The organism is Thalassospira sp. MCCC 1A02898 (assembly GCF_001618185.1).
Taxonomy (GTDB): Bacteria; Pseudomonadota; Alphaproteobacteria; order Rhodospirillales; family Thalassospiraceae; genus Thalassospira; species Thalassospira tepidiphila.
The window spans coordinates 279,267-304,202 of the sequence record NZ_LPXK01000012.1 but is presented as its reverse complement, the minus strand read 5'-3'; the positions used below and the strand labels follow the sequence as shown (position 1 = coordinate 304,202).

Sequence of the window (24,936 nt, the reverse complement as noted above, 5' to 3'; positions counted from 1 at the left end):
TGTTGCTATTGAGCCTTGTGGGGTTGTCCGGTGAAAAATTCCTCAAGCTCGGCAAAGCCCATGGCCTGGTCAGAAAATCCAAATGTGCCGGTATCGATCATTTCGCGCGATGCTTTGACAAAGGCGCCATAGGCAAGGCGGGCAAGTGCTGATCCGACGCTGATCCTTTTCGCGCCCGCGTCCGCCAGTTCAGTCAGGCTGAACGTGTTTCCGGGCATGCCCATAACGACATTCACCGGTTTGCTCAGCGATGAGCAAACCGTGCGGATCGTCTCAAGATCATACAAGCCCGGCGCATAAAGAACATCCGCCCCCGCCTTTTCAAAGGCCTGAAGGCGCTTGATCGTATCGTCGAGGTCAGGGCGTCCCCACAGGAATTTCTCGCACCGCGCGGTCAGGACAAAATCATGCGGCAAGGCTGATCGGGCTTCGACAGCAGCCTGAATGCGTTCAACAGCAAGCGAAAAATCATAGATCGGGTTTGCCCGGTCTCCTGTGTGATCTTCAAGCGAACAGCCTGCCAGCCCGATTGACGCCGCGACCGCAATCGTTTCTGCCGAGCTTTCCGGACTATCGCCCATCCCTTTTTCAAGATCGGCAGTAACGGGAAGCGGCGTAGCCGAAACCAGTGCCTGGCAATGCTTGAACGTATTTTCGGGTGATGTCTTGCCCTCTGCAACGCCAAGGGAAAAGGCCATACCCGCACTTGTCGTTGCCAAGGCGCGAAAGCCGAGTGCGGCAAGAATTCTGGCTGTTCCGATATCCCATGGATTGGGAATGATGAATGCACCAGGTTCTTCGTGAAGCGCCCGAAACAATGCCCCTTTGTCCTGCGTCATGTTCTGATCCCTTCGTGCAAAATCGCAAATCTTGTTTACCACAAAAGAATAGAACATAACAAGAACATTTGTCGCAAAGATTGCAACCGCAAGGTATCGCGCACTGAAGATATAGGGTTGATCGGGGTATCAAATATCGAAAAGGGCAGCGGTGATCTTTTGCCCCATCGGGGCCATCAGGTGGCGTTCACGCGGCGATAGCCACCTGAGTTCGGCGATCTCGCGTTCAGGTGCAAGGGTTCCGCAATAATAGCCGGTAAAACAGGTCATGCGCACAATCGACCCTTCAGGCAGGTTGTGGCCCTGTCCGGCAAACGTGCCCAATTGGCGGAGCGTGCCGGGGATCAGATCGACACCGAGTTCTTCCTTGATTTCGCGTTTGATGGCTTCGCGTGCGGTTTCGCCGGGATCAATCTTGCCGCCGGGCAAATAGAACCGGTCGCGGCCGTGGCTGCGGACCGACAGGATGTTTTCGCCGTCGCGCAAGATCCAGTTGGCGGTTTCGATCACCTTGATCAAGGCTGGGTCTGTGGTGCTATGACTGCTTGCGCGCATTTGGCCTCACAGGATTGCGACATCAAGTCCAATATCAACGGCCGGTGCGGATTGGGTAATCCGCCCGACGGAAACATAATCGACCCCGGTTGCGGCAATCGCACCGATGGTCTGAAGGTTTACACCCCCGGATGCCTCAGTCTTGCAGCGACCAGCGACAATGGCAACCGCTTCGCGCAACATATCCGGGCCCATGTTATCAAGCAGGATGATGTCTGCGCCAGCTTCGGTGGCTTCTTTGACCTGATCAAGGGTGTCACATTCGACCTCGATCTTTGGCAGGTTGGCGGCCCGGGCGGCCTCAACGCATTTGGTGATCGATCCGACAACGCCAATGTGGTTGTCCTTGATCATCACCCCGTCATAAAGACCCATGCGGTGGTTCTGCGCACCGCCCATGCGGGTCGCGTATTTTTCCAGTTTGCGCCAACCCGGCAGTGTCTTGCGGGTATCAAGTAGTTTGGCATTTGTTTGGCCCATCGCCGCAACATAGGTGCGCGTGGTGGTGGCAATGCCAGACAGATGTTGAAGCGTATTAAGGGCTGTACGTTCAGCCGTCAGGATGCCGCGCGCATTGCCTTCGACCACGGCCAGAACGTCTTTGGCCGCAATCGCATCGCCATCTTCGCAGCGCTTTTCGATCTTTGCGTCCGGGACCAGCTTGCGAAAACATTCAAGGGCGATATCAAGCCCGGCCACAACGATATCCTCGCGCGTTTCAAGGGCCACGCGCAGGCGCGCATCGGCGGGGATGACATTGTCCGATGTGATGTCGCCCGTGCCGATATCCTCGGCAAAGGAACGATCAATGAATTCCGCGATTTCGGCTTGGGTCAGGACGGTCATGATGGCGGGCTGCTTTGAGTTCTGATGGGGGATGGCAAACAGCCCCGCAAAATTTGCGGGGCTGTGAGGTTGGCTGGGTTACGCCGCGTCGTCCTTTTTGACCGGAATGTTCTTTGACATTTCCAGCATGCGTTCAAGCGGCTTGACCGCTGCGACGCGCAGGTCTTCGGGCATGACAATCTGCGGGCCGTTATTGACCAGGCACAGATACAGCTTTTCAAGCGTATTGAGTTCCATGAACGGGCAGTTGTTGCACGCACACGACCCGTCCGCACCCGGCACCGGAATGAATTCCTTGTGCGGGGCGGCCTTTTCCATCTGGTGGATGATGTGCGGTTCAGTCGCGATCAGGTATTTCTGATCCGGGCCGTTAATCACATATTCCAGAATCGCACGGGTCGAGCCGATGTGATCGGCATGTTTGAGAATACCGTCATGGCATTCCGGGTGGGCTGCGATCTTGGCATCCGGGTTCTGGGTCTTGAGGCGGATCAGTTCACGCTCGGAAAACTGTTCATGCACAATGCACGAGCCATTCCAAAGCGTCATGTCGCGACCGGTCTTCTTGGCAAGATAGGAACCAAGATGGCGGTCAGGCGCCCAAAGGATCGGCTTGTCGAGCGGGATCTGATCAATGATCTCGGCCGCATTCGACGAGGTCACAATAATATCAGACGCTGCCTTCACCTCGGCCGAGCAGTTGATATAGGTGATCGACACGTGATCAGGGTGCTGTTCGCGGAACTTGCGGAACGGTTCGGGCTGACACGAATCTTCGAGCGAGCAACCCGCCTTTGAATCCGGCAACAGAACGGTCTTGTTCGGGCTGAGGATTTTGGCAACCTCAGCCATGAAGCGCACGCCACAGAACACGATGACATCGGCATCGGTTTCGGCCGCCTTGCGCGACAGGTCCAGACTATCGCCAACAAAGTCGGCAAGGTCCTGAATTTCCCCATCCTGATAGTAATGGGCCAGAATGATCGCGTTCTTTTCCTTTTTCAGGCGCTGAATTTCAGCTTCCAGATCAAGGGTGGGATCAATCTGCATTTCCGACATTGCGTCAGCAGAAGCCTCGGCAATGGTGATCATTTCATTCATGGCGTCGTCTCATCTCGCCTGTTTGCAAGCCGGAGATAAGTCGCGGGGCCCGGCATTGCAAGTTAATGACAGTTTGAAACCTGAATATCGCCATTGCGACGGGATGGCAAGGAATAGGCGGTATACGTCCAATATTGATTGGGGCTGACGGCTGCTGAGCCAGAAAATGGAACGGAATTATCTGAATTAATAAATAAATCCGGTGTCTTTGATCGACGAATTAAATTTCACCATTTTGTTTGAACGTATAAATAAAAAATAATTACGTTGTAAATTAACCAAAAATATTCATATGCTTGATGCTGCAAATATTTTTTGATTCTCAAATTTCCAATATTTTATTGGCCTGGGCACTTTTGTCCGTTGTTAATCCGAAAACTTTGATCTGTCTGTAACCTGAGTCAGTGTCCGACGGCGGGAATGGTCCCGATCGTTTGGCCTGGCCAACGCGCATTCCGGCGCAAGGAGCCTTTTTTGACCAATCGTACCACTTCGAGAATTCTGAATTTCACACGTCCGTTCAGCATGCGTGGCCTTGCAGAAGTCCTTCCGGCCGGATCCTACAAGGTGATTACCGAAGAAACCCAGGATGAAAAGCTGACATACCCGACATGGCAGTGGGTTTCGACGCAGATTCACCTCAATACGAATTCTGACCGCCCGGACACTTCACGGGTTCTCAGTGTCGAGCCCCGCGATCTTGAAGTCGCATATCTCCGCGATCAGAAAACCATGGATGCCCGCCCGCAAGTGGCCTTCTCAGCGCGCAAATCAAACAACCGTGCAAAGCGTGCTTCCTAGCGCTGCACGCTGCCGATAGTCCTGGTCAGAGCAATCTGACCAGACGGCACTTACATCTGAAAATCCCAGATATTCCCGTTCAGTAGCCGTTCTTCCCGGTGTGGCTTTCTGTTTCATAACAGGGTTGCAGAATGGGAAGTTTGCCTTGAGCCAAGATGCGCCCATAACATCCATAACTGCTGCAAATGAAAGTCTTTGTTATGGATTGGGTTCCGATCGCCTTTGGCACGTTCAAGGTTGTCGCACTGCTGACCGCGATGTTCTTTGCCATCAAGTGGCATTACGACCAAGGTCAAAAGTACGGAAGACAGGCAGTTCTGCGCGCCAGCGCCAAGATCACTGGCGTCTTCGTTCTCGCACTTCTGGTCGTGGGGGGCATCACCCTGGCACTTAGTAACTTCCTTGGTTTGGACCTGACCTATTGATGCCGTCATCAGGCGTCATCAGCCAAGGTTGTCTTTCTAAGTATCTACTATGACGCTAAGAGTCTCTCGATTGCGACATCTTGCGGTCTTATACAACTGGCTTTCTGTTCTTGTTCTTGTCAGTTACTCTGATTAAGCTCTCAAAGCTAAGTTTCCCCTCCTTAATGCTTTCGAACTCATCATCAGATATTTCGTAGGTAATCGAGCCAACGCCTTGTGCGCTAGCCTGAAACTCAAAGTAGCACGTACCGTCTTCTTCTCTACGTGCTTCCCAGTCTTGTTCTCGCCATAAGTTATCTGAGTGAATCGATGGTCTACCCATGGGATAGTACTTGTTGCCGATTTTTTTTAAGTGTGGCCCAAATTTTCCGTTCATAGCGGTAATTCCATCGAGTTCTTTGCAGGTCTGGGATGCAGTTTGGATTGCTGCGACGGCTTCGACAGTTCCAAGATTTTTCAATGATTAATTCGAGCATTCACTCAAACAAATGATCAATAGAGATGGTTTCTAAGCGCTCTGTCGTTTCCTCGATCAGTTCTTGCAACTTTATCGAAGGTTTGATGGAAAGCTGACTTCAATACTTTTCATTTCTGGTGCGGTATAGGACATCGTAATTGTGTTTGTCAGATATCCAGAGTTATTTCAAAGTTTGACGGGTATCCGAAGTCAATTTCCTTTGGATGCTCTTAAAGCACAAAAAAGCGCCGGCAAAGTAACCTGGGTCAGGATACATCAATCGCCATATAGATTGGCATTCCATGCAAACAAACTGTCTTTCGGAAATTGACTTGCCAGCAGAGTAATCTAGAGAAGTGACTTCGGTAGCATTGCCGTTGCGCACCTGTCCATCGATCCACGCGACAAAACGTGTGAATTCCGTGTGGCTTCGAAAGCTATCTATTTCTTCCCAGTGACACTTCATTCACGTGAATTCCGTCCAAGAGAACTGGGAGCAGAGAATGTGTTTGCTATCAAAATGCGATATTTCCAGCAAAACTGTTGAGACCGAATTTTGGGTAAGGTCAAAGTAAAAGCGCCACTTAGGGATTAAACAGAGAACCCGTAATATTCCCACTCTGCCGCCGAAACCTTCAGCGCCATCTGTTCGTATTCGGCCTGTTTGATTTTGGTAAACGCGGTGTGGAAGCGTTCGCCGAGTGTGCGTTTGTTGAAATCAGATGCGGCAAACTGATCAATCGCCTCAAGCCAATGACGCGGCAGGTTGTTTGGTGCCTTTGCTTCGCCGATTTCGTCTTCGCACGGTTTGCCAGGATCGATTTTGCCTTCAATGCCGTCAAGGGCGGCCCCAAGGGTCACAGCCGCGACCAGATACGGGTTGGCATCAACCCCGGCGATACGGTGTTCGAAGTGGCGCGTTTTGCCCGGTGTACCGGGCACACGCAGTGCCACAGTGCGGTTTTCAACACCCCAGTCATCAGAGGCCGGTGAATACATCGCCGATGCAAATCGGCGCCAGGAATTCATGAATGGGGCGAGGAGCAGCATGGTTTCGCCAATCGTGCCGCGAATGCCGCCAATCGCATTGAGCATCAAGGGGCTTAACGATCCATCCGACTGATCGGCAAACAGGTTATTGCCATCTTGGCCTGCAAGCGACAGGTGCAAATGCATGCCCGATCCGGCTTCATTGCCGAACGGTTTGGGCATAAAGACAGCTTCCTTGCCAAAACGCCGTGCCACGGTGCGGATCAGACGTTTGGCAATGATCACATCATCGGCCGCGCGCATCAGATCGCGATAGCGGATGGTCATTTCATACTGGCCCGGACCATATTCCGAAATCAGGGTTTCCAGCGTCAGGTCAAGATGCTTTGCACCTTCATAGACCGCATCAAAAAGCGGTGACATTTCGTCAATTTCATCGACCGACATGGTGTTGCGCAATTTACTGCGCCGCTTGGTGATGGCATAGGAGGCCGGGTGATAAAGCCCTTGCGCATCCGGCGTCTGATCGACCAGATAAAATTCAAGCTCGAACGCGCCCATCGGATAGAAGCCAAGGTTTTCAGCCCGTTTGACCTGTGCGCCGAAAACATTACGCGGATCAACGTCATGCGGCGCGCCGTCTTCTTCATACATTGCAATCAAAAGCTGCCCGCGCCCGGTATGGGGCAGATAGCCAAGCGTGCCCGGCACCGGCCAGCAGCGGCAATCACCGCCGCCGCCAGTCTGGACAAGGCCGCAATCATCAACATCCTCGCCACTGACATCCTGCCCGAACAAGGAGCTCGGTAAGCCGCGACCGGATTTATAGATGCCTTCAAGTTCGTGACGGCGGATCGTCTTGCCCCGGCCAATCCCGTGAAAGTCGGTCAGGATGATGTCGATGGCCTCGACATCGGGATATTTGGCCAGAAAGTCCTGTGCTTCGGACAATTGACTTCCACTGGGCGATGGGGCGTTTGCGGTGGCCACGGCACGATTTCCTAAAATGCTGATGGGGGCTTTGCGGGTGCAGAACCAATTCCAAAACTGGGCGCGATATTAGCCCTGATAACGACGGAAGAAATAGCGATCTTTTGGAACGCCTTCGGGCAGTGGTTCGGCAATCGTGCCCGGCACATCGATTTTCTGATCGGATGCGACAATGGCACCCTTGATCAAGGCTGGCGGCAGGGTCGATCCGATAAAGGACGCGATCTTGGCATTCAGGGCCTCGTCCCCGGTGCCGACATCGGAATGGACCAGTGCAACCTTGCCTTTGAACCGCTCAACCGCCTTCGGAAGGGTTTCAAAGATATCGCCAAGGAACAGATGGTCATCATCGGGGATGCATTTCGGGTGGGCGGCGATTTGCCGGTCAAAGACGAAAATCTCGCGGTCTGGCATGATTTCGCGCAGGTGATCAAACGTGCGCCCGTTTCCAAGCCCGACTTCAAGCACGATGCCGTCCTGATCCTTGATCATTTCTGCTGCCGCATTCAGGCAATCGCGTTGGGCTTGAAGGCGACGGATAACGCTGTTCAGACGGGACATTGTGCAAAAGGCTCCGGGTTGTTTTTTTGTGGCTAAGCACTTGATTTAAAAGCTTTGCCCTTTGGCACAAGCAGCATTGAGCCAAAGGGCATCAGTCTCAGGCGACAAACTTGGTGGCCTCAAAGGCCGGGACGCGCGCGTCAAAGGTTTCAAGCCATGTGACCAGCGTCGGATAGCTTTCACGCCATTTGCCCTCAAAGCGCAGATCAAGATAACCCAGCGCACAGGCAATCGCGACATGCCCAATCGTCAGGTCACCTTCCAGTGACGGGGCATTGGCACTTAGATGATCAAGCGATCGTTTGACCTTGTCCGCCTGATAGGACAACCAATCGCCATGGCGTTTTTCTTCCGGGCGCATGCGGCTTTCATAGACCTGCAGGATGGATGCATCGACAATGCCGTCGCCCAGCGCCTGAAGGGTAAGGGCCTCCCACCGTGCGTCGCTTTCGGTGGGATGCAGGCTGGTGCCATCGACCTGCGCATCAAGATATTCACAGATCACGCGGCTATCGAAAATCTTGCGACCGTCCTCAAGGATCAGGATCGGAATTTTACCCAGCGGGTTTTGCTGGCGCAGGGTATCGGTGGGGTCGTTGGTGTTGGAATCTTCAACCGTCAGCTGGTCATAAATGCCAAGCATCTTGGCAACGATTTTGACTTTCCGGCCAAACGGCGACGGGCCACTCGAACGCAATATCATGGTTTTCCTCCGGGCATATCAGGTGTTTGCCCGCAGTCTAATGGCGAAAGGTGATCGCTAGGAACCGAAATTTTGCGAAAAGGTTTTCAAGACCCGGCGCGGTTGCTGGCAGTACCCGGTTCAGTCGTGTCGTGTTGACCCTCGTCACCCAGTCCGGCCAGATGCAATTCACGGGCAAGCCGCACGGCAGGCCGACCGGCAAAGAACACCGATCCAATGATAAACAGCCACGTCCCAGCCTTGACCGTTGCATCATCAAGAAACAACACACTGCCAACGATAAACAGGACAGCCGCCAAAAGGTCGATGACCGAATAGGCAATTTCATAGGCGCTGTAAATCTGGCGATGGCGCGGGCTGGCGTCAAAGCGGCGGGATCGAAATAGCTTCATCACTGGATCTCTTTCGCGGAGCTGTGTCTGGGCATCCAACGCCTGGGCCCGCAAAACGGTTCCGGTGCGTGTTCTGGCGGCGGGGTCTAGCGCCGGGCGCGCGGATGGGTGCCGTTATAGACCGCCATCAATTGTTCGGTATCAACCGCGGTATAGCGCTGGGTCGTTGAAAGCGATGCGTGGCCGAGCAAATCCTGAATGGTGCGCAAATCACCACCCCCGGCCAAAAGATGCGTCGCAAACGAATGGCGCAGCGCATGCGGGGTGGCGGTATCGGGCAGGTTCAAAAGTTCGCGGACCTTGCGCATTTCACGCTGGGCGACTTGTGCCACAAGCCGATTGCCGCGTGCGCCCAGAAACAGGGGATCAGCGCCATTTGGTGTAAACGGGCAGGTGCGGACATAATCCTCGATCGCGTCGCGCACGATGGGCAGAACCGGGACAAGGCGTTGTTTGTTGCCTTTACCGGTGATCACCATCGAATCCCCGGTCGGGCGTTGATTGGCATTCAGATCAAGCGCCTCGGAAATACGCAGGCCGCAACCATACAGCAGGGTGAAAAGGGCGAGGTTACGTTTGCAAAGCCACGGTTCATCCTGCCAGGCATCGGCATTTTCGAGCACCGCCATGGCATCATCTGGCGCCAGCGGTTTGGGCGTTGATTGCGGCAGGCGGGGGTTGCGGATGGATTGCACGGCAGCGTTTTGACCGCGCCCGGACCGTTCAAGAAAACGGTAAAAATTGCGAAGTGAGGATAGCGCACGCGCGGTCGACGTCTTGGCCATTCCATCCATGCTGCGGCGCGCCAGCCAGCTTCGAAAATCGCGCGGATTCAGGCGCAAAAGATCCTTAAGCGTCGGTGTTTCACCCAGATGATCCTTGATGAAACTCAGAAAGGCATAAAGATCAGCCAGATAGTTGTCGGTCGTGTGGTTGGATGCGCGACGCTCATTGGCAAGCCAGCCACGCCAGTCGGCAATGGCGTCGCGCACGTCCTGTGGCAGGGTGATCGCGGTCAGACCGTTTGGGTCAGCCATCGACGCACACCAAACTCGATAACGGATGCCAGGAACATGATCAGGTCATTGGCCTGTGCCGGGCTGAAATAATCTGGCTCCTTGACGCCAAAGGCAACAAGCCCGACCGGATCGCCATAAAACGGTGCCAGGCGCACAATCGCGGCAGACCTGATTTCGGATGCCTTCGGGCCAAAGATCGCCTCGTCACCGGCATCATCGGGCAACAGCCAGACATCGTGCTCGTCGCCCAGAACCTGATCAACTGCGCCGACAACAAGGCGACGCACCCGGCCATCACAGCTTGGTACCGGGGCCTCCTTGCATTCTTCAAAGCACAGCGCAATGGCATCAAGATCAAGAAGCTCTGGCACAAGGTCCTGAAGTGCCTCGACAAAGGTTTCAAATCCGCGTGCATTCAAAAGTGCCAGAACCGCACGGTGAATACGGCTTTGGGTTTCGAGATTGGATTTGGAAATATTGATCAGTTCGCTGGTCGCACCGCGCAGCTTTTCACGTTCATCGCGCAGGCGCGCAACGACATATTGCTGCATGTCGGCAACGCCATTGCCCAGTTCGCGCATCGGCAAATCAAGACTTTCAAGCAAGTCCGGGCGCGTAGTGAAGAATTCAGGATGTTCGGCAAGGTAGTCCGCCACATCGTCGGCGCGCAAAGCTGTCTTTTCCATCGGTTCCGGCTTGAAAAGTGAGAAACAAAAAACCCGGCTGCCACAATGCGGGCTGCCGGGTTAAATGCATGTTAAAAACCGCGCGTGATGCGGGTTTTTATATGTCTGTCGCGATCAGCGATCCAAAATTACAGGATCGACTGGCCGGTTTTTTCCCAATCGGCGAGGAAGGCTTCAAGGCCCTTGTCGGTCAGGGGGTGTTTGGTCAACTGACCCAGAACCTGCGGCGGGATGGTGACAACGTCAGCACCGAGACGGGCCGAGTCGACAACATGCTGCGGGCCACGTGCCGAAGCAACAAGCACTTCGGTGGTCCAGTTCGGGTAGTTGCCATAGACATCAACGATGTCGGCAATCAGCTGCATACCATCCGAGGAAATGTCATCCAGACGGCCAACGAACGGCGAAACATAGGTCGCACCTGCTTTGGCAGCCAGGATAGCCTGACCGACCGAGAAGCAAAGGGTGACGTTGGTCTGAATGCCTTCGTCGGTGAAGGTACGGCAAGCCTTGAGGCCATCAGCAGTCAGCGGCAGCTTGACGACGACATTGTCGGCGATTTTGGCAAGCTTGCGGCCTTCGGCAACCATGGTTTCGTAGTCGGTTGCGGCAACTTCTGCGCTGACCGGACCGTCAACAACTTCACAAATTTCCTTGATCAGTTCGAGAAACGGTCGGCCAGACTTTGCTACCAGCGAGGGGTTGGTGGTGACACCGTCCACGAGGCCGGACATGGCCAGTTCGCGGATTGCGTCGATGTCAGCGGTATCGATGAAAAACTTCATTGGAATTCCTGTTTAGGACCTGTTGTTCAATGATGCGGTTAGCTGCTAGGTTCTGGATCATCTGATGACGGAACCAGATCCTTGCTGTGGGACCGTTTGTTTCTGTGCCCATATGTCTGGCGTTCCTGAAACGGCTCGGTCTGATGGGCAACCTCACGGGGTTTATAATATATGCGTGCCGCAAAGGCCACCTCTGGAAATTTGTTTGCGAATGATCCGGCCTTTGAGGTAACCGCCCAGACCGTGAGCGTCCTGCCGCCGCTGCCTTTGGCCGGGCCATATGACTATCTGGTGCCCGAAGGCGTCTCTGTCGCACCCGGCGATTTCGTTGAAATTCCCCTCGGCCGGCAAACTCAGCGCGGTGTCGTCTGGGGCGATGCCAAGGGCGATGTTGATCCCGCCAAGCTGCGTGAAATTTTCGGTGTTCTGCCCACCCCGCCGATGGCCGATGTCACCCGCAAATTCATTGATTGGGTATCGGCCTATACCATGGCACCGCAAGGGGCTGTGTTGCGTATGGCAATGAGCGTTCCAGATGCGCTTGAGGCCCCCAAACCGATCTTTCGATTTACCCTTAATCCCGAATTTGACGCGACATCTTTGCGCATGACGCCGCCGCGCAAACGCGTTCTGGCGTTTCTGGCCGATCATCCGCCGATGGAGCAGGGCGATATCCTGCGCGAAACCGGTGCCGGGGCGAGTGTCATCAAGGGATTGGTCGACGCTGGCGCTGTGCAGCGCCTGATGGTCACCCCGCCATCGCCGTTTGAGGCACCTGATCTTGATATTCCGCGACCGGATTTGTCGCCCGAACAGAACGAGGCCGCTGACGCGCTATGCGCACGCCTCGATGACGGTGGTTTTTCCTGCACGCTTCTGGATGGTGTGACCGGGTCGGGCAAGACCGAGGTTTATTTTGAGCCGGTCCGTGCCGCACTGGCACAGGGCAAACAGGTTGTGGTCCTGTTGCCGGAAATTGCACTTTCCGCCCAGTGGCTGCAACGTTTCCGTGACCGGTTCGGTGTTGAACCCGCGCTTTGGCATTCCGAAGTCGGTCAGGCCAGGCGTCGTGATACCTGGCGGGCGGTGGCCGATGGATCGGCCAAGCTGGTTGTCGGGGCCAGGTCAGCCCTTTTCCTGCCCTATCATGATCTTGGCCTGATCGTGGTCGACGAGGAACACGAACACGCGTTCAAGCAGGAAGATGGCGTGATGTATCATGCCCGCGACATGGCGGTGACACGGGCGCATCTCGGCAACATTCCCATCGTGCTGGCGTCTGCGACCCCGTCGCTTGAAACCCTGGCCAATGTTGAAGCCGGGCGCTATCAGCATGTTCAACTTGGCAGCCGTCATGGTGTGGCGGTGTTGCCAAGTGTCGAGATCATCGACATCCGCCAGGACAAACCTCAACGCAATCGCTGGATCACGCCGACGCTTAAAAAACGGTTGGCAGAAACCTTTGCCAATGGTGAACAGGCGATGCTGTTTTTGAACCGGCGGGGTTATGCACCGCTTACGCTGTGTCGGGCCTGTGGCCATCGGTTCCAGTGCCCGAACTGCACAGCCTGGCTGGTTGAGCACCGGGCATGGGGCAAATTGCAATGCCATCATTGCGGCTATCAGGCCAAGGCCCCGGATGCCTGCCCGTCCTGCGGCGCGGAGGGCAAGCTGGCCCCTTGTGGTCCGGGGGTAGAACGCCTTTATGAAGAGGCCGTGGAAACCTTCCCCGATATCCGGGTCGAGGTCGCGACATCCGATAACATCATGGGGCCCAAGGCCGCGGCACAGCTGATTGATCGCGTGCATAATCACGAAGTCGATCTTTTGATCGGCACGCAGATTTTGGCCAAGGGCTATCACTTCCCGATGCTGACGCTTGTCGGGGTGGTTGATGCCGATCTTGGCTTGGCCGGCGGTGATTTACGTGCGGCTGAACGCAGCTATCAATTGCTAACCCAGGTGGCTGGCCGTGCGGGCCGTGGTGATCGCCCCGGTACGGTGATGCTGCAAACCGCCGATCCGGCCAACCGCGTGATCAAGGCAATTGCCGCTGGTGATCGCGATGCCTTTAACGAGGTCGAGCTGTCCCAACGCATGACCCATGGCATGCCGCCACACGGTCGGCTGGCCGCCCTTATTATAAGTGGCAAAAAGGAAAGCGAAGTTGATGAGGCTGCCTGGCGCATCGGCCGGGTCGCGCCGCGTGGCGATGGCCTGATGGTTCTGGGCCCGGCACCCGCACCTTTGTCGCTTTTGCGCGGGCGTTATCGTCGACGCTTCATGATCCGGGCCGACAAGTCGGTCAAGATGCAGGCGCTGATCCATGACTGGCTGTCAAAGGTCAAAACGCCGGGCAGTGTGCGCGTGCAGGTCGATATCGACCCCTACAGCTTTATGTAAGCCGGGAATGTTTCGCGTCGTGTCGCTTATTGCGAATATTGTGACTGCCACCAGTCATACCCGTCCGGTCCGAGGTATCGTTCAAAGATACGAAGCAACCGGCCGTCGTCGCGCATTTCGCGGATGATTTCGTCATACCGGCTCAGGAAAGCTTCCTTGTCGGGATAATCGGACGCCTTGGAAAACACATTATAATAGGGCGCACGACGCAGTGGCGGATACAGAAAGGCGATCTTGTTGCGATAGCGATTCTGCAGACTGTCATAAATGGTGTTGAGGTAATTGACCGGTACCGCGTCAAAGCGGTTTTGCAGCAACATCGGGATCAGAAGGTCGCTGCGGGCCACTGTCTGGATATCAAGACCGGAATTCCAGAAGGCGCTGGTGTAGGAATAGTCGGCTGCCGCCCCGATCCGCACCCGTGCGAGATCGGAAAATTCCTCGAACCGGATTTTTTCTTTGTCCTCGGCCCGGATTGCAAATCGCCAATCCAGCAGCAGATGCGCCTCATTGGGATACAGAAGGAATTCGGCGCGCTCGTCATTCATCGAAAGCGTCAGGACGATGTCCGATTGGCCGTTGCGTGCGTTGTGCAGCAAACGGCTGCCATTATCGACAAAACGGAACACATAATCCCGGATTCCCATGGTGCGCAGCACCTCGGTCATGATGTCGATATCAATGCCCATGGGGTCTTCATGGCCAACCCATTTCAGCGGGGCTTCTTCTAGACCCTCGATCACAAGGGTGCGGGCCGAAGGGGTTTTCCAAGATAACAGGATCAGGCACACTGCTGCACAAAGGCAAATCCCCAGTTCAAGGAAGCTTTGTTTTCGTGCCGTTGGCGTCTTCATTGTCGTTCCTGTTGTCCTGAAAACGGCGCAGGTGCATCTGCTGTCATGTTATATTTAAGGAGTTAATTTGATAATGCTTTGTGAAAGTAATAACGAATCATCTGAAAATCAGCGCAGCATGTGCGATTGGGCAGAGCAGACATTTGGCCCGGTCAGTGATCCGGCATCACTTGTTGAACGGGCCCTTGTGGAAATGCAGGAACTTGGCGAAGCGGTTCAGGATCGCGACATCAGCGAGATCGGCAAAGAAGCCGCCGATGTTCTGATTTTGCTGTATCGTCTGGCAGATCAGTTCGACCTCGATCTTGATCAGGAAGTACAGGCCAAGATGGCGATCAATCGGTCAAGAACCTGGGTATCAAAGGGCGATGGCACAGGATCACACGTTTGAAACCATCGATGTCACTTGATTTATTGTGTCGATACCTCGCGATGATCCGGGAACCAGATTGTTCTGCTGGTTCACCTCAAGTCTCGGTCAGGTGTGAAGTTGGTTACAGTTTTGATCGGTTTATCCCGATAATTGCCGCCACGACAAAAACCAACTCTGTGCAATTCGGGGATTCGTCAGCTGAATCAGGAATTCGTTAACCTTGCGGGCCCATCCCCAACCAGAGGCATCTTATTAAATAGTTGTAAGCCTGCCTTAAAAATGGGCGATTTCGGGGTGTTTTGGCCGAACTTTGCCAAAGAATGGAAAAGAGGGCGCAATTGCGCTTGCGCGGGGGTTGCCCACTCAAAGGACATGTGATACCAAACGCTCGCTTCCCGGAAGGAAACCCTTTCGGGGGATCATTTTTTTATACGTATCCGAGTCGTTCTCATAACCAGAATTGAGGGCTTTCACCGGTGTCCCAAAATACTGCCGCGACCGGGCTCCAAGGGCGCTACGCCACAGCACTATTTGACTTGGCCAACTCGGCCAACCAGCTTGATGCTGTCAAAAGCGATCTTGAATTGCTCGACCAGGCCATCGCAACCAGCGATGACCTCCGGAATGTACTCCGCAGTCCCGTGATTTCCCGGGACGTGCAGGCCAAGGCGATGGCGGCTCTTCTGGACAAGCTTGGCGTTTCCGAGTTGACCAAGAAGACCGTAGGGCTTCTGTCTCAGAAGCGTCGTCTGTTTGCCCTGCCGGATGTCATTGATTCCTACCTTTCCATGCTCTCGGCTCACAAGGGCGAAGTTACCGCACAGGTGACCTCGGCTTCCGAGCTGAAAAAAGAGCAAATCGAAGCCGTTACCGGCGCTCTCAAAGAAGTTGTCGGCGCCACTGTAAAAGTGGACCTTAAAGTTGATCCGGCTGTTCTTGGCGGTCTTGTCGTCAAGGTCGGTTCCCGGGTTTTTGATGCCTCGCTTCGTACTAAACTGCAGAAGCTCGAGCTCGCTATGAAAGGGGTTGCGTGATGGAAATCCGCGCCGCGGAAATCTCCGCTATTCTTAAGGATCAGATTGCCAATTTTGGTGCTGAAGCCGAAGTTGCCGAAGTCGGTCAGGTTCTGTCTGTCGGTGACGGTATTGCCCGTGTTTACGGTCTGGACAACGTCCAGGCAGGTGAACTCGTTGACTTCCCGGGTGGCATTAAGGGCATGGCCCTTAACCTCGAAGAAGACAACGTTGGTGTCGTGATCTTCGGTTCTGACCGTTCGATCAAGGAAGGTGACCAGGTTAAACGTACTGGCGCCATCGTTGACGTTCCGGTTGGTAAAGAACTTCTTGGTCGCGTTGTTGACGGTCTGGGTAACCCGATCGACGGCAAAGGCGAACTGGGTGCAAAAGAACGTCGCCTTGCTGACGTCAAGGCACCGGGCATCATCCCGCGTAAATCGGTTCACGAGCCGGTACAGACCGGTATCAAGTCGATTGACTCGCTGATCCCGATTGGCCGTGGCCAGCGTGAGCTGATCATTGGTGACCGTCAGACCGGTAAAACCGCCATCATCGTTGACACCATTCTGAACCAGAAGCCGGTGAACGATGCAGCGAAATCCGACAGCGACAAGATGTTCTCCATCTATGTTGCAGTTGGTCAGAAACGTTCGACCGTTGCACAGGTTGTTAAGGTCCTTGAAGAGCGCGGCGCGATGGAAAACACCATCATTGTTGCTGCGACCGCATCCGACCCGGCACCGATGCAGTTCATCGCACCGTTCGTTGCTTGCGCAATGGGTGAGTACTTCCGTGACAACGGCATGCACGCAACCATCTTCTATGATGATCTGTCCAAGCAGGCTGTTGCTTATCGTCAGATGTCGCTGCTGCTTCGCCGCCCGCCGGGACGTGAAGCATTCCCGGGTGACGTCTTCTATCTGCACTCCCGTCTACTGGAACGTGCGGCAAAGATGAATGACGAAAACGGCGCTGGCTCGCTGACCGCACTTCCGGTCATTGAAACCCAGGGTAACGACGTTTCGGCGTTTATTCCGACCAACGTGATCTCGATCACCGACGGTCAGATCTTCCTTGAAACCGACCTGTTCTACAAAGGCGTACGCCCGGCTGTGAACGTTGGTCTGTCGGTTTCGCGTGTTGGTTCGTCCGCACAGATCAAAGCGATGAAGCAGGTTGCTGGCTCGATCAAGCTGGAACTCGCTCAGTATCGTGAGATGGAAGCATTCGCACAGTTCGCATCGGATCTTGATCCGGCAACCCAGAAACTTCTGGCCCGTGGCGCACGTCTGACCGAGCTGCTCAAGCAGCCGCAGTACTCGCCTCTCAAGGTCGAAGAGCAGGTTGTTGTGATCTACGCTGGTGTTAAAGGCTATCTCGACAGCATTCCGGTGAACAAGGTTCGCGCCTTCGAAGAACAGTACCTGTCCGAAATTCGTTCGGCTGGCGCTGATATCCTCGATGCGATCCGCACCGAGAAAGTTCTGTCCGATGACAGCGAAGCCAAGCTTAAAGCGTTCCTCGACAAGTTCGCGAAAACCTTCGCGTAAGACTGAAACTTAGGCGAAGGAGGAAACGCAATGGCTAGTTTGAAGGATCTGCGCTCGCGCATTGCCAGCGTCAAATCGACGAGGAAGATTACCTCGGCGATGAAGATGGTGGCAGCCTCCAAGCTCCGTCGTGCACAGGATGCAGCGGAAGCAGCCCGTCCCTATGCGGAACGCATGGGGACGATGCTGGGCCGTCTTGCAACTGCCGTCGGCAGCAATGAAGGGGCGCCAAAGCTTCTGGCCGGTACCGGTAAGGATGATGTGCATCTGCTCGTCGTCTTCACCGCGGACCGTGGCCTTTGCGGTGGTTTTAACGCATCGATCGTCAAAGCAACCCGTCTGAAAGCCAAAGCCCTGCAGGCTGAAGGCAAGACGGTGAAGCTGATCTGTGTTGGCCGCAAGGGTGCAGATGCGCTCAAGCGTGAATTTGGTGACAATATTGTCGCCCGGTATACTGGCATCGAGGGCAAGAAGGGGATTGATTTCTCTTCGGCAACCGAGGTGGCAGACAAGGTTCTGGCGCTTTACGACGAAGGCGAATTCGACGTCTGCACGATCTTCTACAACAAGTTCGTGTCCGCGATTTCGCAGGTGGCAACCGCTCAGCAGCTGATCCCGTTCACGGGTGAAGAAGCAGACGAGCAGGAAGAAGCAACTGGTTCTTCTGCGGTTTATGAATACGAACCGTCCGAAGAAGCCATTCTGGCTGATTTGCTGCCGCGTAACGTTGGCGTCCAGATTTTCGGTGCAATGCTTGAAAGCAGCGCATCTGAACACGGTGCGCGTATGTCCGCGATGGATAACGCAACCCGCAATGCCGGCGATATGATCGACCGACTGAGCATCCAGTACAACCGCTCACGTCAGGCTCAGATCACCAATGAACTGATTGAAATCATTTCCGGCGCCGAGGCTTTGTAAGCGGGTCGCAGGAAGTTAACGGATAGCTTTGTCCGAGCAGGAGACAATAACTATGGCGAACAAGAAGGCGGGGAAAATTTCCCAGGTAATGGGCGCCGTCGTCGACGTTAAATTCGACGGCGATCTGCCTCCCATTCTGAATGCGCTGCATGTTGACAACAACGGTCAGCGTCTGGTTCTTGAAGTTGCACAGCACCTTGGTGAAAATGCGGTCCGTACGATCGCAATGGACACCACCGAAGGTCTGCAGCGCGGTCAGGAAGTCACCGATACCGGTGACGCGATCTCGGTTCCGGTTGGTCCGGAAACCCTTGGTCGTATTCTGAACGTTATCGGTGAGCCGGTTGACGAACGTGGTCCGGTTAATGCAGCTAAGACCTCTCCGATCCACCGTGAAGCACCTGACTTCATCGATCAGTCCACCGAAACCGAAATTCTTGTGACCGGCATTAAGGTTATCGACCTTATCGCGCCGTACACCAAGGGTGGTAAAATTGGTCTGTTCGGTGGTGCGGGCGTTGGTAAAACCGTCCTTATCATGGAACTGATCAACAACGTGGCAAAAGGCCACGGTGGTTATTCGGTCTTTGCTGGTGTTGGTGAACGTACCCGTGAAGGTAACGACCTCTATCACGAGATGATGGAATCGGGCGTTATCAACCCGGAAGGCGAATCCAAAGCCGCACTGGTCTATGGCCAGATGAACGAACCCCCGGGAGCACGTGCACGTGTTGCTCTGACCGGTCTGACCCTTGCGGAATACTTCCGTGATGAAGAAGGCCAGGACGTTCTGTTCTTCGTTGATAACATCTTCCGCTTTACCCAGGCTGGTTCGGAAGTGTCGGCACTTCTCGGACGTATCCCGTCTGCTGTGGGTTATCAGCCGACGCTGGCAACCGACATGGGTGCGCTGCAGGAACGTATTACCTCGACCAAAAAAGGTTCCATTACCTCGGTTCAGGCAATTTACGTCCCGGCCGATGACTTGACTGACCCGGCACCGGCAACCTCGTTTGCCCACCTTGACGCAACCACCACGCTGAACCGTCAGATTGCCGAGCTCGGCATCTACCCGGCAGTTGACCCGCTCGACTCCACTTCGCGTGCTCTGGATCCGGGCGTCATTGGTCAGGAACACTACGAGACCGCGCGTGAAGTTCAGCGTGTTCTTCAGACCTACAAAGGCCTGCAGGACATCATCGCCATCCTCGGCATGGACGAGCTTTCGGAAGAAGACAAACTGGTTGTGGCACGTGCCCGTAAGATCCAGCGTTTCCTTTCGCAGCCGTTCCACGTTGCAGAAGTCTTCACCGGTACTCCGGGCGTGTTCGTTCAGCTCGAAGACACCATCAAGGCTTTCAAAGCGATCTGCGCTGGTGAATATGACCACATGCCGGAACAGGCATTCTACATGGTCGGCACCATCGAAGAAGCGATCGAAAAAGCCAAGAAGATGGCCGAAGCTGCCTAAGGCAGCTTTGGTCCCCCTCCGGCTAAGGAGCGAGGATTGTCATGACTGATACGACTGTACTGGAACTTGTTTCACCGTCTGCCCTGCTCAAATCCGAGCCGGTCGAGATGGTCGTTGTTCCGGGCACGGACGGGAATTTTGGTGTTCTGCCCAAGCATGCGCCGATGATCTCGACCATTCGTCCGGGTGTCATCGACATCTATGCAGGTGGTAAGGTTTCCGAACGTATCTTCGTTGCTGGCGGTGTTGCCGAGGTTAATCCCGAGCGTTGCACCATTCTGGCAGAAGAAGCGGTTCCGGTTTCCGATTTGAAAGCTGACGAAGCACAGGCCCGTCTTGAAGAGGCTCAGGCCGCTCTCAAGTCCGCCGAGACTGCACACGACAAAGCCAATGCCGAGCGCGCGCTCGATATTGCCCGTGCACAGATCCAGGCCCTGAGCAACTAACCCTGCTTTCAGAAAATCATTTAAAAAAGGCCGCCCTGATGGGGCGGCCTTTTTTGTTGTCCGATGTGGCTTTGGGGCGTCTTGGGGCTTTCGGGTTTCGGCCTAACCGTGCCAGCCAGCCTGTGTGCGCAAACTTGCCGCCTGCAAAATCCAGCCGCCACCAAACCCAAGCACCACGATCATACCAAATGCCGTCGCGATCATCGGCCCGGCGATTATCGCGACCTGTGCGAGATCAATCGTGCCGATGGCCTGTGCGGCGATAATTGCAATTCCGCTGCCTGCCATCAGCCCGACCAGTCCACTGATCGCAACCATCAGTCCGGTTTCAAGCGCCCCGGTTTGGCTGATTTGACGCGGCCGAATACCAAGGGCGCGCAGCATGGCAAGTGTCTCTGTCTGACGCTGGCGCAGCGCGATCAGCCCGCAAATAATCACCAGAACCGCGCCAAGGGTCGCAAGGGAGGTGATCGCAAGCAGCCCTACGACCACGCCGTCAAACAAGCGGGTCAGTTTTGCCAGAACGTCGTTAACGAAAATCACCGGGATGTCGCGATAGGTCTCAAGGATCGGGGCCATTGATGCCCTTGCATCCATTGTGTCATTGAGCTGCACAGCACTGATCACCCCATGGTCAAAGGCCGGGGACATCGGCGACAGCACAATCGGGAAATCAAGGTCAAGTCGGGTCCAGTCAATCTGTCGCAGATTGGCAATGCGGACGTTATGGGGCGTTCCCATGATATTGACCGTCAGGCTGTCCCCCACCGCTGCACCGATTGCCTGTGCGACACCGGCGTCAATGGATGCCAGACCTTCGTTAACGCTCTCTGGCGACCACCAATGGCCGTCCTTAAGCGTGCTTTGGCTCATGTTTGCTGTCGGACGATCCGCCCATGACATGCCCCGGTCGCCGCGCAGGAACCAGTGATAGCGCCGTGGTACTTGGGCCTGCGTCAATGGCGCGTCATTCAGATGCGTGACCCGACCGTGCAGAAACGGCATCTGGGTGATGCTTTGAACACCATCAGCGCGCAGGACATCTGCCTGAAAGGCGTCTTGTTCTGTGGGTGGGATATCGAAAAACACCACATCCGGATCCGGGGTCTGGGACGGCAAGACAGATTTCAAATGCTGACCCGCCAAGCTGCCAAACAGCATAACCGCGGTCAGACATGCCATCGCCAGACCAAAGGATGCGGTGATGGTCACGGTCGGCGCAGAGGGCCGCGCGATATTGCGCAATGCCAGACGAAGGGTGGGGGAAAGGCGATGTCGTGTTGATAACCTTCCTGCGATGGCCCGGATTATCCGTCCGAGACCGACAAAAAGAACCTGACATCCAACAAGAACCGCCAACAAGACAAGCGAAAACCAGCCAAGGTCAATCAGGGCACCGGCAATGCCAAGCAAGCAAGCTGCAATGACGGCCTTTATGATTATGAGCTTGATCGAACGGCGTTTTATGGTGTCTTGCGTTTCGCGTTGATCCTGATGGCGAAAGAGGCAAGCCGGCGAAGCTTCACTGGCATCGCGGATCGGGTTGATAGCAACAAGGGCAACAAAGCCGAAAACGAAACCCGTAATCAGCGGGCCATTCTCGAAAGTTGGCCTTGCGTCAAAGCCAAGTATTTCGGCGAACAACGGCCCAAGCACCTCGCCCGCGATTACAGTCAAAACAACCGCAATCAGGATAGCGAAGGTAGTGATAAGTCCCATTTGCCAGATAATGCTGGCGGCAACTTCCTGTGGCCGGGCCCCCAGACTGCGCAGGGTCGCAAAGCGGGGACGTCGCGTGGCAAGGTCGGCTGTCAGGGCATTTCGGATTGCACTTGTCGCAATGGCAAAGATCGCAATTCCCATCAGGCTGACGAAGGCGGACGCGAAATCCCCGATGCGTTCAAGCCCGGGGACGCCGTCCGCCGCACTGACAATCCGCCATCCGCTATCTGGGAATTGGTCCTCAATGGCGGCAATAATCTGATCCGGCGATCGCTTGTTATCCGGTGGCAGCTTGATCCGCAAATACCAGTAAACCTGCTTGCCCGGTGCCAAAAGTGAGCTGTTGCGATACGCATCTAACCCGACAATCACGCGGGGACCAAGCGAGAACAGCCTGAATTTGCGTTCTGGCTCGGCGGCGATACGTGCGCGGATCTGGTAAGGCTGACCCCCAAGATAAAGGGTATCGCCGACCCTGTACCCAACGTCTTCAACCAGTTCGGGACCAACGACAATGCCGGGTGTGCCATCGCGGGTGCCAAGGGCTTCGGAAAGGTGAATGTCTGGCGACAGTGCCAGATTGCCAAAAAGCGGATAGGGGGCATCAACCGCCTTCAGTTCGGAAAGTACGGCCTGTTGATTATCGGATGGCTGGACCATCACCCTTTGTTCGATTGTCAGGCTGAGGGTGCCAAGCGTTTCAAGAAAGGCAATTTCATCTGTCGTCGGTGCCCGGTGAAACAGACGCAGCGAGATATCCCCGCCAATGGTCTGTTGTGCGGACTGGCGCAACCCATCGCGAACCGACTGGGTCAGACTGACGGTCAGGACCAGAATGGTCGCGGCAAAGACAAGGGTTGCAAACAGGGTGACAATGCCGATACCGGGCTTGCGCAATTCGCGCAGCGCAATCCTAAGGCTCGTCGGGATGGACTGGGATGCTAAAAGCAGAGATGTCGGGCGGCGCACGGCAGTCTCTCTGGCAGGGGGTTACGGCGTGGGGGTCAACGCCAGTCCCAGCCAGAAGGATTCGATCATTTTCATCAGTTCGATGAATTCTGTCACATCAACCGGCTTGCGCAAATAACAGTTTGCCCCGGCGGCATAGCACAGATCGACATCATGCTCGGCACCGGATGTTGTCAGAACGATTACCGGAATGGATGCGCAATTGGGATCATTGCGGATGTCGCGCAACATTTCGCGGCCATCCTTGCGTGGCATGTTCAGGTCCAGAAGAATCAGGCGTGGGCGCGGTGAATTGCGATACGGACCATCTTGCTGCAAAAACTGCAGTGCGGTCATCGCATCCTTTACGTGATGCAATTCAACCGGTTGTTTGAATTCCCGAAGTGCTTCGCGCACCAGGCGCGCATCACCAGGATTATCTTCAATCAACAACAGGTTGTTTATTGAACCGTTCTTTTGATCCGGCATGCTGATCCGCTATCCTTAGGGATGAGCTTTTGGTGCGCATGGTCATCCCTGATCTTTTGTTTTGTGAGCCTGTCAATATATTGATCCTAAAGAAAAAGATGGCCCCCACCATCGAAAGGTATTCTTTGGAATCATATATATGATGTATTTCTTATCTATCCTTAAGTCTTAATTTCATACCTCAGCACGAAGTTCAATTCAATAAGACTTCAGTAAAGTTGCAGATATTATCCGACTGTATGGGATATAATGGTTCAAAAGTGCAGGGAAAAGAGTTTCTGCAAAACAATTTTTATCGGCAATATTACCGATAAATGCCTGCTCAGTTCGCCGAGATGCCGATTTCTTGTGCCAGCGAGTCGAATCGGGCTAGCAGCTCCGGCTGGTCGGCAAACACCGTGCTGGCCTTCTCGAACGCCGCCTTGGCATCGTCTTCCCGGCCGAGCACCATGTATGCCTGCATCAGGCGGGCCCACCCGTCGGGATTGTTCGGCTCAGCCTCCAGCCGTTCGGCCAATCCATTGACCATCGACATGATCATTTGCTGCTGCTCTTCAGGTGTCATTTCCTGCGCGGCGGCGATATCTTCCTGACTTGGGCCGGGGGACGTGTTTTCGGCAAGGTTCAGCCGTCCTTCAATGTCGATCCCTTGGGCAAGGGCGGCTTCATTGATCCGGCCAACCACCATCGGCAACCACGGGGCATCGCCCGGTGCCCCATTGGCAAGCGCGATCCAGCGATCAACCGCCGCACCGACATTGCCTTCCTGTGCATCGGCAAGGCCAAGATAAAACTGGATGCGTGGATCGGTACTGTCGGTTTTTTCGGCTTCGCGCAGCACGCCGCGCGCGGTTGTATTGATTTGGCCGTTATTGCTGCGGATCAGGCTTTCGGCATACATGGCCAGATAATCACCGTCGCGTCCCGACCGTTTGACGGTTTCAAGAAACGCGGTTTGCGCTTCTTCCGGGCGACCAAGCGCCATCAGGCTGGCACCCAGCAATTCCCAGGCCCGCAGATCATCTGGATTTTCCAAAAGCCTCTGCGACAGGTCGCTGACAGCACGATTAAGCACCGACTGGCGGTCTTCATCCGCGGTCTGGGCCATCCGCACGGCATTGATTTCATCGGTGCGGCTGGTGATCGGGCGGTCTGGCATGGTCGGATTGCCAAGATCAAGATAAAGCCCGAACCCGCCTGCAATGAACAGCACAATAAAACCGGCGGCAATGGCCCGGACGGGTTTGTTTGCCGATGTCTGCTGGATGGTGTCAGTGGGCTGTTGCTTTTTGATGCGCTGATCGGCCGCCAGAATACGGCGCTGAACTTCGGTGCGCGCGGCATCGGCTTGTTCTGCGCTTAGAACCCCGCGTTCAATGTCACGGTCAATCTCGGAAAGCTGATCGCGATAAACCGCCAAGTCGCGCGAAAGCTCGTTTTCCGGGCTGCCATCTTCAAGCTCCGATGCAGAGGACGCATCGCTTGCCTCATACGATCCAGCTTTTCGGTTACCGCCAAAAATCGGCCACAGAATGAACCCCGCAAGCAGCAGGGTTATCGCGCCAAGAACAATCCAGATGGTCATTATTTAGG

General features: G+C 55.0%; 25 protein-coding genes. 9 read left to right on the top strand and 16 right to left on the bottom strand.

Annotated elements, in window-relative coordinates; all coding sequences use genetic code 11:
- Window positions 1–5 precede the first annotated feature (5 nt).
- The 4 genes from AUQ41_RS15840 to nadA all read right to left on the bottom strand — a co-directional run bounded on the left by AUQ41_RS15840 (window position 6) and on the right by nadA (window position 3,341).
- Complete coding sequence (locus AUQ41_RS15840) at window positions 6–839, bottom strand: isocitrate lyase/phosphoenolpyruvate mutase family protein (RefSeq protein WP_063089241.1); 834 nt, start codon at window positions 837–839, stop codon at window positions 6–8.
- A 129-nt stretch (window positions 840–968) separates the two neighbouring features.
- Entirely contained in the window at window positions 969–1,394 is a 426-nt protein-coding gene (locus AUQ41_RS15835; RefSeq protein WP_051007597.1) for an NUDIX domain-containing protein, read from the bottom strand.
- 6 nt (window positions 1,395–1,400) lie between these two features.
- Entirely contained in the window at window positions 1,401–2,240 is an 840-nt protein-coding gene (gene nadC / locus AUQ41_RS15830; protein ID WP_063089240.1) for a carboxylating nicotinate-nucleotide diphosphorylase, read from the bottom strand.
- A 78-nt stretch (window positions 2,241–2,318) separates the two neighbouring features.
- On the bottom strand, window positions 2,319–3,341 hold the full coding sequence (nadA, locus tag AUQ41_RS15825) for a quinolinate synthase NadA (protein WP_008889748.1): 1,023 nt from the start codon (window positions 3,339–3,341) through the stop codon (window positions 2,319–2,321).
- A gap of 474 nt (window positions 3,342–3,815) precedes the next feature.
- Here nadA and AUQ41_RS15820 point away from each other — a divergent pair, with 474 nt between their 5' ends.
- The gene (locus AUQ41_RS15820) at window positions 3,816–4,142 is read left to right on the top strand and encodes a hypothetical protein (RefSeq protein ID WP_008889749.1); all 327 of its coding nucleotides are present in this window, start codon (window positions 3,816–3,818) and stop codon (window positions 4,140–4,142) included.
- Between the two features lie 200 nt (window positions 4,143–4,342).
- Entirely contained in the window at window positions 4,343–4,567 is a 225-nt protein-coding gene (locus tag AUQ41_RS15815; protein WP_063089368.1) for a hypothetical protein, read from the top strand.
- 88 nt (window positions 4,568–4,655) lie between these two features.
- On the opposite strand, the gene AUQ41_RS15810 is transcribed toward AUQ41_RS15815, so the two are convergent.
- The 8 genes from AUQ41_RS15810 to fsa form a co-directional block, all read right to left on the bottom strand.
- Complete coding sequence (locus tag AUQ41_RS15810; protein WP_143588754.1) at window positions 4,656–5,027, bottom strand: hypothetical protein; 372 nt, start codon at window positions 5,025–5,027, stop codon at window positions 4,656–4,658.
- A gap of 588 nt (window positions 5,028–5,615) precedes the next feature.
- Window positions 5,616–7,004 (bottom strand): glutamine synthetase family protein, encoded by a 1,389-nt coding sequence (locus AUQ41_RS15805; protein WP_063089238.1) that lies wholly within the window; start codon window positions 7,002–7,004, stop codon window positions 5,616–5,618.
- A gap of 69 nt (window positions 7,005–7,073) precedes the next feature.
- A complete protein-coding gene (locus AUQ41_RS15800; RefSeq protein ID WP_063089237.1) occupies window positions 7,074–7,565 on the bottom strand; it encodes a class I SAM-dependent methyltransferase in 492 nt (163 codons plus the stop codon).
- A 97-nt stretch (window positions 7,566–7,662) separates the two neighbouring features.
- Entirely contained in the window at window positions 7,663–8,268 is a 606-nt protein-coding gene (locus AUQ41_RS15795) for a glutathione S-transferase family protein (protein WP_063089236.1), read from the bottom strand.
- Window positions 8,269–8,354: 86 nt separating this feature from the next.
- Window positions 8,355–8,660: a YrhK family protein gene (locus AUQ41_RS15790; RefSeq protein ID WP_063089235.1), complete on the bottom strand. Its 306-nt coding sequence runs from the start codon at window positions 8,658–8,660 to the stop codon at window positions 8,355–8,357.
- Window positions 8,661–8,746: 86 nt separating this feature from the next.
- Window positions 8,747–9,697, bottom strand: a complete 951-nt coding sequence (locus tag AUQ41_RS15785; RefSeq protein WP_063089234.1) for a tyrosine recombinase XerC — start codon at window positions 9,695–9,697, stop codon at window positions 8,747–8,749.
- Window positions 9,676–10,365, bottom strand: a complete 690-nt coding sequence (locus tag AUQ41_RS15780) for a DUF484 family protein (RefSeq protein ID WP_008889756.1) — start codon at window positions 10,363–10,365, stop codon at window positions 9,676–9,678. Before AUQ41_RS15780 ends, AUQ41_RS15785 begins: the two co-directional genes overlap by 22 nt.
- Before the next feature lie 128 nt (window positions 10,366–10,493).
- Window positions 10,494–11,150, bottom strand: a complete 657-nt coding sequence (gene fsa / locus AUQ41_RS15775; protein WP_008889757.1) for a fructose-6-phosphate aldolase — start codon at window positions 11,148–11,150, stop codon at window positions 10,494–10,496.
- A gap of 171 nt (window positions 11,151–11,321) precedes the next feature.
- On the opposite strand from fsa, the gene AUQ41_RS15770 reads away from it, so the two are divergent.
- The gene (locus AUQ41_RS15770) at window positions 11,322–13,553 is read left to right on the top strand and encodes a primosomal protein N' (protein WP_083952860.1); all 2,232 of its coding nucleotides are present in this window, start codon (window positions 11,322–11,324) and stop codon (window positions 13,551–13,553) included.
- Between the two features lie 26 nt (window positions 13,554–13,579).
- Here AUQ41_RS15770 and AUQ41_RS15765 read toward each other — a convergent pair whose 3' ends face one another.
- Window positions 13,580–14,407, bottom strand: coding sequence for an ABC transporter substrate-binding protein (locus AUQ41_RS15765; RefSeq protein WP_063089233.1), 828 nt, complete (start codon window positions 14,405–14,407; stop codon window positions 13,580–13,582).
- A 73-nt stretch (window positions 14,408–14,480) separates the two neighbouring features.
- Here AUQ41_RS15765 and AUQ41_RS15760 point away from each other — a divergent pair, with 73 nt between their 5' ends.
- The 6 genes from AUQ41_RS15760 to atpC all read left to right on the top strand — a co-directional run bounded on the left by AUQ41_RS15760 (window position 14,481) and on the right by atpC (window position 20,184).
- Window positions 14,481–14,798 carry a MazG nucleotide pyrophosphohydrolase domain-containing protein gene (locus AUQ41_RS15760; RefSeq protein ID WP_063089232.1) on the top strand — a complete coding sequence of 106 codons (318 nt, stop codon included), beginning with the start codon at window positions 14,481–14,483 and terminating at the stop codon, window positions 14,796–14,798.
- A 458-nt stretch (window positions 14,799–15,256) separates the two neighbouring features.
- Window positions 15,257–15,814: a F0F1 ATP synthase subunit delta gene (locus tag AUQ41_RS15755; RefSeq protein WP_040823053.1), complete on the top strand. Its 558-nt coding sequence runs from the start codon at window positions 15,257–15,259 to the stop codon at window positions 15,812–15,814.
- Complete coding sequence (gene atpA / locus AUQ41_RS15750; protein ID WP_008889762.1) at window positions 15,814–17,346, top strand: F0F1 ATP synthase subunit alpha; 1,533 nt, start codon at window positions 15,814–15,816, stop codon at window positions 17,344–17,346. The genes AUQ41_RS15755 and atpA overlap by 1 nt, the downstream gene beginning before the upstream one ends.
- Before the next feature lie 30 nt (window positions 17,347–17,376).
- On the top strand, window positions 17,377–18,267 hold the full coding sequence (locus AUQ41_RS15745) for a F0F1 ATP synthase subunit gamma (protein WP_008889763.1): 891 nt from the start codon (window positions 17,377–17,379) through the stop codon (window positions 18,265–18,267).
- A 52-nt stretch (window positions 18,268–18,319) separates the two neighbouring features.
- Entirely contained in the window at window positions 18,320–19,738 is a 1,419-nt protein-coding gene (gene atpD / locus AUQ41_RS15740; RefSeq protein ID WP_008889764.1) for a F0F1 ATP synthase subunit beta, read from the top strand.
- 41 nt (window positions 19,739–19,779) lie between these two features.
- On the top strand, window positions 19,780–20,184 hold the full coding sequence (gene atpC, locus AUQ41_RS15735) for an ATP synthase F1 subunit epsilon (protein ID WP_008889765.1): 405 nt from the start codon (window positions 19,780–19,782) through the stop codon (window positions 20,182–20,184).
- Window positions 20,185–20,286: 102 nt separating this feature from the next.
- Here atpC and AUQ41_RS15730 read toward each other — a convergent pair whose 3' ends face one another.
- The 3 genes from AUQ41_RS15730 to ccmI all read right to left on the bottom strand — a co-directional run bounded on the left by AUQ41_RS15730 (window position 20,287) and on the right by ccmI (window position 24,928).
- On the bottom strand, window positions 20,287–22,875 hold the full coding sequence (locus AUQ41_RS15730) for an ABC transporter permease (protein ID WP_143588755.1): 2,589 nt from the start codon (window positions 22,873–22,875) through the stop codon (window positions 20,287–20,289).
- Window positions 22,876–22,896: 21 nt separating this feature from the next.
- Window positions 22,897–23,343, bottom strand: coding sequence for a response regulator (locus AUQ41_RS15725; RefSeq protein ID WP_008889767.1), 447 nt, complete (start codon window positions 23,341–23,343; stop codon window positions 22,897–22,899).
- A 322-nt stretch (window positions 23,344–23,665) separates the two neighbouring features.
- Window positions 23,666–24,928, bottom strand: a complete 1,263-nt coding sequence (ccmI, locus tag AUQ41_RS15720) for a c-type cytochrome biogenesis protein CcmI (RefSeq protein ID WP_063089230.1) — start codon at window positions 24,926–24,928, stop codon at window positions 23,666–23,668.
- Window positions 24,929–24,936: the final 8 nt, after the last annotated feature.